The sequence below is a fragment of the Methylobacterium indicum genome (assembly GCF_001043895.1).
GTDB lineage: Bacteria > Pseudomonadota > Alphaproteobacteria > Rhizobiales > Beijerinckiaceae > Methylobacterium > Methylobacterium indicum.
The window spans coordinates 1-10,146 of record NZ_JTHF01000177.1 but is presented as its reverse complement, the minus strand read 5'-3'; the positions used below and the strand labels follow the sequence as shown (position 1 = coordinate 10,146).

The 10,146-nt window shown below is 72.9% G+C and carries 11 protein-coding genes; 9 read left to right on the top strand and 2 right to left on the bottom strand.

Annotated elements, in window-relative coordinates; genetic code table 11:
- Position 1 precedes the first annotated feature (1 nt).
- The 5 genes from QR78_RS20585 (at position 2) to QR78_RS32045 (ending at position 4,542) form a co-directional block, all read left to right on the top strand.
- Complete coding sequence (locus QR78_RS20585; RefSeq protein WP_048429440.1) at positions 2-766, top strand: N-formylglutamate amidohydrolase; 765 nt, start codon at positions 2-4, stop codon at positions 764-766.
- A gap of 55 nt (positions 767-821) precedes the next feature.
- Positions 822-1,127 (top strand): DUF1244 domain-containing protein, encoded by a 306-nt coding sequence (locus QR78_RS20580; protein ID WP_048429439.1) that lies wholly within the window; start codon positions 822-824, stop codon positions 1,125-1,127.
- A gap of 237 nt (positions 1,128-1,364) precedes the next feature.
- Complete coding sequence (locus QR78_RS20575) at positions 1,365-1,622, top strand: DUF2312 domain-containing protein (RefSeq protein WP_236012505.1); 258 nt, start codon at positions 1,365-1,367, stop codon at positions 1,620-1,622.
- A gap of 236 nt (positions 1,623-1,858) precedes the next feature.
- Positions 1,859-3,283 (top strand): DUF3095 domain-containing protein, encoded by a 1,425-nt coding sequence (locus QR78_RS20570; protein WP_082172068.1) that lies wholly within the window; start codon positions 1,859-1,861, stop codon positions 3,281-3,283.
- A gap of 137 nt (positions 3,284-3,420) precedes the next feature.
- Positions 3,421-4,542 carry a hypothetical protein gene (locus QR78_RS32045; protein ID WP_053221008.1) on the top strand — a complete coding sequence of 374 codons (1,122 nt, stop codon included), beginning with the start codon at positions 3,421-3,423 and terminating at the stop codon, positions 4,540-4,542.
- A gap of 37 nt (positions 4,543-4,579) precedes the next feature.
- Here the strand turns inward: QR78_RS32045 and QR78_RS20560 are convergent, their stop codons facing one another.
- Positions 4,580-5,635 (bottom strand): YncE family protein, encoded by a 1,056-nt coding sequence (locus QR78_RS20560; RefSeq protein WP_053221007.1) that lies wholly within the window; start codon positions 5,633-5,635, stop codon positions 4,580-4,582.
- A 191-nt stretch (positions 5,636-5,826) separates the two neighbouring features.
- Here QR78_RS20560 and QR78_RS20555 point away from each other — a divergent pair, with 191 nt between their 5' ends.
- On the top strand, positions 5,827-7,113 hold the full coding sequence (locus QR78_RS20555; RefSeq protein ID WP_048429437.1) for an OprO/OprP family phosphate-selective porin: 1,287 nt from the start codon (positions 5,827-5,829) through the stop codon (positions 7,111-7,113).
- A gap of 72 nt (positions 7,114-7,185) precedes the next feature.
- Here the strand turns inward: QR78_RS20555 and QR78_RS20550 are convergent, their stop codons facing one another.
- Complete coding sequence (locus QR78_RS20550) at positions 7,186-8,463, bottom strand: L,D-transpeptidase family protein (protein ID WP_053221006.1); 1,278 nt, start codon at positions 8,461-8,463, stop codon at positions 7,186-7,188.
- Between the two features lie 226 nt (positions 8,464-8,689).
- Here QR78_RS20550 and QR78_RS20545 point away from each other — a divergent pair, with 226 nt between their 5' ends.
- The 3 genes from QR78_RS20545 to QR78_RS20535 all read left to right on the top strand — a co-directional run bounded on the left by QR78_RS20545 (position 8,690) and on the right by QR78_RS20535 (position 9,953).
- A complete protein-coding gene (locus QR78_RS20545; protein ID WP_125901288.1) occupies positions 8,690-9,001 on the top strand; it encodes a hypothetical protein in 312 nt (103 codons plus the stop codon).
- A gap of 36 nt (positions 9,002-9,037) precedes the next feature.
- Entirely contained in the window at positions 9,038-9,592 is a 555-nt protein-coding gene (speG, locus tag QR78_RS20540; RefSeq protein ID WP_048429435.1) for a spermidine N1-acetyltransferase, read from the top strand.
- A gap of 121 nt (positions 9,593-9,713) precedes the next feature.
- Entirely contained in the window at positions 9,714-9,953 is a 240-nt protein-coding gene (locus QR78_RS20535) for a hypothetical protein (RefSeq protein WP_048429441.1), read from the top strand.
- Positions 9,954-10,146 lie beyond the last annotated feature (193 nt).

Genomic DNA, 10,146 nt, shown 5'->3' with positions numbered 1-10,146 from the left:
GATGACCGTCGCCCCTTCCCCCCGCCACCCGCCCCAGCCCGTCGAGACGGTTCCCGGCGATCCCGGCTGCGGCCTGCTGCTCCTGTGCGACCACGCCTCGAACGCAGTGCCGCCGGACCTCGACAACCTCGGCGTCGCCGCCCCCCATTTCGAGCGGCACATCGCCTACGACATCGGGGCGGCGGCGGTGACCCGCGCCCTCGCCCGGCGGCTCGGGGCGCCGGCGCTCCTCACCACCTTCTCGCGCCTGATCATCGATCCCAATCGCGGCCGCACCGACCCGACCCTGGTGATGCGCCTCTCGGACGGGGCGATCGTGCCGGGCAACGCCCGGATCGGGCCCGACGGCGTCGCCGAGCGGCTGGCCCGGTTCTACGACCCCTACGACCACGCCATCGACGCCGCGGTCGCGGCCGCGATGCGGGCCGGGGCGCCGCCCGCCATCGTGACGGTGCACAGCTTCACCCCAGCCTGGCGCGGGGTGGCGCGGCCCTGGCAGGTCGGCATCCTGTGGGACCGGGACGACCGCCTCGCCGGACCGCTGATCGCGGGCCTGCGCGCCGACCCGGCCGGGTTCACGGTCGGCGACAACCAGCCCTATGGCGGCGGCCTGCCGGGCGACACGATCGACCGCCACGCCATGGCGCGGGGCCTGCCCAACGCCCTGATCGAGATCCGCCAGGACCTGATCGGCGACGCGGCCGGGGCGGAGGAGTGGGCCGCGCGCTTTTCCGCCCTGCTGGGGCCGTTGGTCGCCCGCGCTTGACCGGGCGGGAGACCGCCCCGACTTCACCGTTTGCGATCTGAGCGAGGATTTTCCGATGGACGGCATCGACGACACCACCCGCACCGAACTCGAGGCCGCGGTCTTCCGCCGCCTGGTGTCGCACCTGCAGGGGCGCACCGACGTGCAGAACATCGACCTGATGAATCTGGCGGGCTTCTGCCGCAACTGCCTGTCGAACTGGCTCAAGGACGCGGCCGATGCCCGCGGCCTGGCCCTCACCAAGGACCAGAGCCGCGAGCACGTCTACGGCATGCCCTACGACGAGTGGAAGGCGCGCCACCAGAACGAGGCCACCCCCGAGCAGGCGGCGGCCTTCGCGGCGCGCGCGGAAAAGCATTGAGGGGTTCCGCCCGCGCGCCGCGGGCGGAGAAGCATCGAGGGGTCCCGCCACGACAGGCGGGGAGGCCGGCGGTCCGGGCCGCGCAAGGACTCGGTAAGGTTGCGCATCTATCAAGATCCGGGAAGGCGTGCCGCGAAGGCCGCCATCCGTCAGTGGGTTGGGGTGCCTGATGGCCGCGTCCGCCCGCGGCGGCACCGGGCCCATCGGCAAGGAGATTCGTGAATGAACGCGCACAGCATGCCGGATGCCGACGTCGCCTCGTCGGGCGTCGCCGCCGAGGAGCTCAAGCAGTTCATCGAGCGCATCGAGCGCCTGGAAGAAGAGAAGGCCGGCCTCCAGGGCGACATCAAGGACGTGATGCTGGAGCTCAAGGGCCGCGGCTTCGACGTGAAGGCGGTCCGCACCATCCTGCGCCTGCGCAAGAAGGACCATTCGGAGCGCCAGGAGGAGGAGGCCATCCTCGAGCTCTACATGCAGGCCCTCGGCATGGCGTAGGGCGCCGGCCTGGAGCATCGGCGTCGGGGCCGCGGGCTCGCGCCGCTCCGGTTCGCCGGACGACAGCGTCCGTCTCGCCCGCCCGATACGATTCAGGCGCGGATCGTCTCCTCGTCCCGCCAGCAGGGAGGGGAGACGATCCGCGCTTTTCCCGTCTCGGGAACTCACCGCCGCATCACCCCACCGACACGCCCGCACGGGGGAACCGACGCCGCGGGCCCGGACGTTTGGGACGGATGGAGACCGCGATACCCACGACGCCCCGCGCCGCGCCCCAAGGTGCGCCCCAGGTTGCGCCCCAGATTGCGCCCTTTGCCGCGCCCCTCGCCGCCGAGGGCTTCCGCTATGCCGACCTCGCCCCGGCGACGGACTTCCTGAGCGTCCTCGATGAGGCGCAGTACCGCCCGGTGCCGGACGGATGGTGGGTGGCGGTCACCGACGTGGTCGATTCCACCGGTGCCATCGCGGCGGGGCGCTACCGGGCGGTGAACTTCACCGGGGCGGCGGTGATCGCGGCCCTGCGCAACGCCCTGGAGCGGCGCGAACTGCCCTTCGTGTTCGGGGGCGACGGCGCGAGCGTGCTGGTCGCGCCCGACGAGGAGGAGGCGGCCCGGGCGGCGCTCGCCGCCACGGTGGCCTGGGCCCGCGACGCGATGGGGCTGTCCCTGCGCGCCGCCCTGGTGCCGGTCTCCGAGATCCGCGCCGCCGGCCACGCGGTCGCGGTGGCGCGCTACGCGCCCTCGCCGGACGTCGCCTACGCGATGTTCATGGGCGGGGGCCTCGCCTATGCCGAGCGCGCCCTGAAGCGCGGGCTCCACACCGTCGCGCCGGCACCGGCCGGCACCCAGCCCGACCTCACCGGCCTGACCTGCCGGTTCGAGCCGACCCGGGCCCGGCACGGCCTGATCCTGTCCGTCCTCGTGGTCGCCGCCGAGGGCGCCGACCGGGCGGCGGCCCGTGCGGCGATCGCCGACGTGGTGCGGCTCGCCGGCGAGGCGCCGGCCCGCGGTCATCCGCTGCCGCCGGGCGGGCCGCGCCTGCGCTGGCCGCCGCCGGGCCTCGCCCACGAGGTGCGGGCGCGGGGACCGCTCAAGGGATCGCTGGCGCTGCGCCGCCTGCACGTCCTGGGCGCGACGCTCGTCGGCCACCTGATCTTCCGCCTGGGCCTCAGGGTCGGCGGCTTCTCGGCGCCGCGCTACATCGGCGAACTGGTCGCCAACACCGATTTCCGGAAATACGACGACGGCCTGCGCATGACCCTCGATTGCAGCCCCGCGCTCGCGGCGCGGATCGAGGCGCGGCTGGAGGAGGCGGAGGCGGCGGGCCTCGTGCGGTTCGGCCTGCACCGCCAGGGCGCGGCGCTCACCACCTGCATCACCCCGGTGGCGGCGTTGCGCGACCACGTCCACTTCGTCGACGGCGAGGACGGGGGCTACGCCCGGGCCGCCCAGATGCTCAAGGCGAAGTCCGCCGCGAGGATCGTGGAAGGTCTCCCGCCCGAAGTCCTGCCACCCGAAGTCCTGCCACCCGAAGTCCTGCCACCCGAAGTCCTCCCGTCCAAAGAGGCATTGAAAGCCGGGGAGGCAGCGAGCAACCTGGCCGACGGCGCACCGACCGAGGCCGAATCGGCCAAGGTCACGGCTCGCGGGGCAGCGGTTTGAGGCGTGAGCGTGACTGCGTTCCGCGCGGGCAGGCGATCGGTCGCATCCCACCCTTGCGTCATGAGAAGGGACTTGATGAGGAGACTCACCGTATATCCCGCCTTTCCGATTCGAACTGGAACAGAGCCCCTTTGGAAATGAACGACGCGGTGTGGACGGCTGAGGCGACCGAGAAGGCGGTCGCGCTGTGGATCGAGGGACGTGACCCGGCGGAGATCGCCGGCGTGATCGGCACGTCGGTGACCGACGTGATCGGCCGGGTGGCGCAGGCCGCCCTGGCGCGCCAGCAGGCCAAGGCGGAGGCCCGGAACGAGGCGGCCGCCCAAGCCAAGCCTGAGGTTGCCAAGTCGGAGGTTGCCAGGCCGGAAACCCCGGCACAGGCCGTCGCCCCCGTGAGGGCGGAGCCGACCCCGTCGGTCAAGACGGCGGCCAAGGTCGAGCCGGTGAAGGCCCCGGCCGCCGCAGCCGAGCCCGCCAAGGCTCCGGCCCCCCGGATCCTGCCGTCGCGGATCCTGCCTTCCACCCTCCAGCCGGCCGCGGCCGCGCCGGCCCGGGTGCTGATGTCCAGGGCCGAACCCGCGAAGGCGGAACCCGCGAAGACCGCGCCGGTCGCCGCCGTGAAGCCGGCTCCCGCCAAGGTGCTGGCGTCCAAGCCTGCCGTCACCAAGCCGGCCGAGGCCGCACCGGCGGCCAAACCGGCGCCGGTCGCGCCGCAGCCTGCCCGCGCCGAGGCGCCGGTGATGGGCGCGCGCGCCCTCGAGGAGGCCACCCGGGCGTTCCTCGCCGCCAACAAGGCCCCGGCACCGGCCCGCAAGGCACCGCCCGTCGCGAAGGCCGCGAGCCCCGTCGCGGCAAAGCCGCCGGTCGCCCCCAAGCCGGCGGTCGCCGCCTCGCCCGTCGCCGGGCCGGCCACGGCGCAGCCCGAGGCGCCGCGGGTGCAGGCCCCGCTGCCGCGCGCCGTCGAGGCGCCGGAGCCGGTCGCGGCCCCCGTGCTGATCGAGCCGCCGTCCGAGGGCAGCGTCGTCGCCCTGCCGATGTCCCGCCGGGTGCCGGCGGCCGCGGCCGATGGCGGCGAGGGCGTTCTGTTCCTGAAGGCCGGCCTCCTCGATTGCACCTTCCCGCTCTGGGCCGACGGCGACGGCACCGCGATCGAGACCAAGCGGGTCTGCGGCTGCCGGGTGCTCACCGGCAAGCGCTGGTGCCGCACCCACTACGCGACGGTGTTCGAGCCGCCGAAGCGCCCGATGCGGGCGGCCTGATCCGGCACCGGGGCCCCCCGCGGGGCCCGGATATCGATCATCCGGGCAGCACCACCATCACGTCGGGCTCGCGCCCGGTGGCGAGGTGTCCCTGGACGCGGCGCCCCTCGAGATCGACGACCGCGATCCGGTCGTCCTCCAGGGCCGCGAAGGCGAGGGGGCTCGACGGGTGGCGGGCCAGCGCCACCGGCGCACCGCCCAGCGGCACGACCGCCATCTCCTTGAGCGCGGGATCGAGCAGCGACAGGCTCTTCTCGGCGTAGTTCGCCAGGATCAGGTCGCCCTCCGGCCCGCAATCGACCCGCACCACGTCGCCGCGGGTCGGCACGCTGCGGGTCACCGTCATCGCCTCGGCGGCGAGCGCGGTGAGCGTACCGCTGCGGCGGTTGGCGACGTAGAGCGTCGCCTCGTCGGGAGAGAGCGCGTTGCCCTCCGGCCACAGGCCGGTCGCGGCGAGTCGCGGGCCTTCCGCCGGCGCGAAGGGCCGGACCCGGCTCACGGTGTTCGACAGGATGTTGGCGACGTAGGCCGTCTCGCCGTCCCGCGACAGGGAGAAGAGGTGGCCCTTGATGCCCCCGGTCGGGACCGCCCGATCCGGGCGCTCGGCACGCTCCGGCGCATCGATGCCGAGGAGCACGTCGCGGTCCTCGCTCAGCACGAGCAGACGGTCCTTCGCGTCGAGGCGGATGCCGTGCAGGCGCCGGAACGGCGCGCAGTCGATGGTGCGGGACAGGCTCTGGGCCGCGAGGTCGACGACGTAGACCGCATCGCCCCCCGGTCCCGGCGTGGTCGAGGACTTGGCGCCGTAGAGCGCCACGTAGGCGTGCGTCCCGGACCGGTCGACGACGAATTCGTGCGGGTACTCCCCCGGCAGCGCGACGCGTCCGGTGCGCCGGCCGCTGGCGAGCGCGTAGAAGCTCAGGGCGCGGTCGCCCTTCTCCATCACCACGAGGGTATCGGAGCGGCCGGCCGCGCCCTGGGCGGGGGTATTCTGTCCGGGCGCGCCCTGCGCGCGGGCGGGGCCGGTCAGCGGGCCGAAGGCGAGGGCGGCGAGACCCGACAGGCAGAGACGGCGGTCGATGGCGGGGGGCATGGTGGTTCCTCGATCGTCCCCGACACAACCCCGCCGTGACGCGGCGGTTCGCGCCGCCCGCGCGCGGTGGCGGCCCCGGACGTGGCGGGTGCGCCACACCGGCCGGTGAACGCGGCCGCGCCTGCCGAAGGTCGCAGCACCGTCATGGAATAACGGCCAGCCTCCGGCATATCTGCCGTGAGGATCCGGCCATGTCTCACACCACCCGCCCGCGGTCGCGCTCGCCCTGGCCGCTCGCCGCTCTCCTGCTCGCCTGCGCGAGCCTGCCAGCCCTGGCGATCGACGGCCCGCCCGGCCCGTTCGGCGAGACGCTGACCATCGACGAGAAGGGCATCACCCTGAAGTTTCCCGACGACGCCGCGACCCTGCGGATCGGCGGGCGGCTCCAGCTCGATTTCGGCACCGGGCGGGTGCAGCAGCGCGGCTTCGGCACGGTGTTCGACACGCCCATCGCCGTGCGCCGCTCCTGGATCGAGAGCACCTTGACCCTGGGCAAGGAGCTGGAGCTCGCCTTCCAGTACGATTTCGCCGAGCCGAACCGGCCGATCAACGACGCGGTCGTCGCCTACAAGGGCTTCAAGGACGTCATCGTGGCGATCGGCAACATGAAGGAGCCGTTCAGCCTCAACCAGCTGATCTCCGACAACAACACCCTGTTCACGGAGCGCTCGCTGGCGGACGCCTTCGCGCCCGCGCGCAATTTCGGCTTTGCCGTCGGCACCCACGGCGAGCGCTGGACCGCAGTCACGAGCGTGTTCGGCGGCAACATCAACAACGCCGCCATCGGCGATCAGGGCGTCGCCTCGACCACCCGCGTCACCTATGCGCCGTGGCTCAGCCAGGACGGGTACGAGGTCCTCCATTTCGGGCTCGCCGGCAGCTACCGCTCGCTGCCGAACGACGGCAGCGCGCTCACCCTGTCGAGCCGCTCCGAGGCATTTCTGTTCGCGCGGCAATTCGTGAATACCGGCAGCATCCGCGATGCGGCGAGCATCGGCCGCGTCGGGCTCGAGGCTGCCTGGCAATCCGGCCCGTTCCGGATCCAGGCCGAGTACATCCTGACCGAGATCGGCCGCTTCGGCGGCGCGCCGTCCCTGAGCTTCCAGGGCGGCTACATCCAGGCCGGCCTGCTCCTCAACGGCAAGGGGCGGCGCTACGCGATCGCCCCGAACTACGCCACCGAATACGCGGTGTTCGGCGGCGTGCAGGTCGAGGAGGCGCAGCGCGTCAGCCGCGGCGGGACCGGGGTGTTCGAGCTGGGCCTGCGCTACAGCGCCATCGACCTCGAAGACCGGGCGATCCGAGGCGGCATCGAGCAGGACTTCACCGCCGGCGTGAACTGGTACCCGGACCGCAACATCCGCTTCGTGTTCGATTACGTCCGCTCCCACACCTCGCCCTCGCCGGCGAGCCTGAACTTCAACCGCCGGACGATCGACGCGGACGCGTTCATCGGACGGGCGCAGCTGTATTGGTGAGCGGCCGCCTGTCGCGATCGGACCTCGGGGTGCGGGCCGACCGGATCCAGGCAGGGACCCCGAAGCGACGCCTTAGGGCAATGCCGCGAATTTCGCCGTCAGGAACCGGGGCTTGGCCGGCTCGGGCGAGGCCGAGAGAGTGAGGCGGGAGGGCTCCTCCGCCAGGCGCAGGCGCGAGAACGGCGAGGGCTCGGTCTCGATCACCGGCAAGGGCACGAAGGCGACCGGCACGAAGGCCGCCGCGACCTGGATCGGATGGATCGGGGCGGGCGGGCGCCGGCGGGCCGGGACCACCACCACCTCGCGCCCGGCGAGGGCCAGGGCCTCGGGCCGGCTGACGTCGCCGAGGCCGGCCGGTACGATGAAGGCCGCGAACGGGCTCGCCGCCGGGCTCGGATCGGCCGCGTAGGCGGTGGCGCCCGTCACGGTGGCGGTCGTCGCGGCCGCGTTCGTCATCGGGGCCATGGCCCCGGTGGCCGAGGCGCCGAAGGCCGAGGCGCGCTTGATCAGTGCGGTGAAGCTCGGGTGCTGGCCGCCATCGGCGTAGGTGGTGCGCACCGCCTCGATCCCGCCCTCGACCAGGGCCTGGATGCGAGACTCTTCCTCGCCGCGCCGCGCCACCGCCTGGGCCTCGAGGGCTGGGTCGGGGTAGGGGGCGAAGACGTAGCGGCCGGCCTCGACGGTCACCAGCGGCTCGCGGCCCGTCGCCTCGAACCGGTCCGAGCCCTCCTTGAGCTGGCGCCAGAAGGCGATGTGCCGGTCGGTGCGGTGGCGCGCCATGGCCCGCGCCGTCATGCGGAACGGGAAGGCCTGGAACTGGAACGCCGCCTGCCCGCCGGCCAGCGCGTCGCGCACCAGGGCGTAGATCTCGCCGACCTGCCGGTCGGTCATGGCGAAGCAGCCGGCGGACGAGCAGGTGCCGTGCACCATCAGGGCCGAGCCGGTGCCGCCATGCGCCCGGTCGTAGGCGTTGGGGTAGCCGATGTCGAAGGAGAGATAGTAGGCCGAGTTCGGATTCAGCTGGCGGGCCGCGACGGTGTAGAATCCCTCGGGCGACTGGCGGTCGCCGGTGCGGGTCTTGGGGCCGAGCTGGCCCGACCAGCGGCAGATCGGAAAGGTCTTGAGGTGGACGTAGCGGCCGTCCGCCGCCCGCTTCCACACCTCGATCTCGGATTCCTGCTTGTAGGCCCGCAGCAGCACCGGCGCCGACGGCGCCATGGCGCGCGCCGCCATCAGGCCGAGCGTGGCCGGGGGCACGGGGGCAAGGTGCTTGGGGGCCGCCTCGGCGGGTCGGCCGGCCGTCCCCACGAGGGCCGCCAGGCACAGGATCGTCCGTCCTCGCACGCCCATCCCCCGGAATCCTCCTCGCCCGGCCCCGTGCCTGCCACGGCAATGTGGCGGTTTTCGCGCGCGAGCACCGCCGCGTCCCGACCGCCCGCGGCCTGGCGGACCGGGCATCCGTGGCATTCGCAGGATTTCGTTAAGCCCCCGTTCGCGGCCGGACGGGCAGCATCCGGTGTTCGATCCTGACGCGGGGCGCCCGTTCCGGCAGGACCGCGAGAGGCAGGAGGCCGCCATGCCCGGGGGCGAACCGCGCCGGCTGCGGCTGGTGGACGACAGGCAGGGAAGGGACGGGGAGCGGCCGCTGCCGGGAGAGGCCGGGCGGCAGCGTCTCGCCGCCCTGCGCGGCCAGTTGCGCAACCACCTCGCCGCCCTGCGGCAGGACCCGATCGACGCGGGGCCGCGCGCGAGCCCCGAGGAGGCGGAGACGGCGGCGATGCTCCGCCGCCTCGCCGCCGAGGTGACGCAGCTCGCCGAGGGCTGGGATCGCCTCGCGGCGGCGGTCTCCGCCCTGTCGGCGGGTGACGAGGTGCCGCCGGAGGAGTAGGGTCGGGGCCTTCCCGCCGGCAGATTCCGAACGACCATGGCCCCGACCATCAAGCTGCGACCGCTGGAACGCGAGGACCTTCTCTTCGTGCACCAGCTCAACAACAACGACAGCATCATGCGCTACTGGTTCGAGGAGGCCTACGAGTCCTTCGCCGAGCTGGCGCAGCTCTACGAGCGCAACATCCACAACCAGACCGAGCGGCGCTTCATCATCGCGACGCCGGAGAACGAGCGCGCCGGGCTGGTCGAGCTCGTCGAGATCAACCACCTGCACCGCTCCTGCGAGTTCCAGATCGCGATCCACCCGTCGTTCCAGGGCCGCGGCTACGCCCTGCGGGCGACGCAGATCGCCATGGATTACGCCTTCAAGGTGCTCAACATCCACAAGCTCTACCTGCACGTCGACAAGGACAACCGCCGCGCCATCGGTATCTACGAGGCCTGCGGCTTCGAGACCGAGGGCATCTTGCGCGACGAGTTCTTCGTGAACGGCAAGTACCGCGACGCGGTGCGGATGTGCATGTTCCAGCCGGCCTATCTCGCCCGGCGCGGCGGCGGCGACGTCAACGAGCCGGTGCTGAAGACCTGACACCCGGTTAGACCCGATCCCCCATGCGTGGCGCGGGGGGTGGAATGCGGCACCGGGCCCCTGGCGCGGAGCGGCCCGCCTCGCTTATTGAGGGGCCCGACCCGGAGCCCCCAGAACCTTGCTGCGCGAGACCTACCACATCGAGATCGTCGGCCCCGAGGACGCCCCGGTGCAGCGCGCCTCGGTCCGCACCGCCGGCCTCGACGCCGCCCGCGAGCGGGCATTGCGCCTCTTCCGCCGCGCCCGGGTGCCCCAGCGCTCCGGCCCCGCCGCCGAGGCGGTGCGCATCGTCGACGGCGCCGGCACCGAGGTGTTTCGCTGGAGCGTGTGGGACGAGGGCACGGGGCGGGGCAGGGGCTAAGCAGATTTCGCCGAAGTGGACACCGGTTCGGCGGCAAAAATCTGCGAAAAAACAAGAAGCTAAGCGGGCGAAGCGTTGGCCTGCCAGCGCAAGTCTGCTTAGAGCAGCGCCCGATCACGCCGCAACACGGTACACGACCCTGGCCGGGAACCGTGCAGCCAGGCTCCATGAACCATTGCAATGACCCATTGCA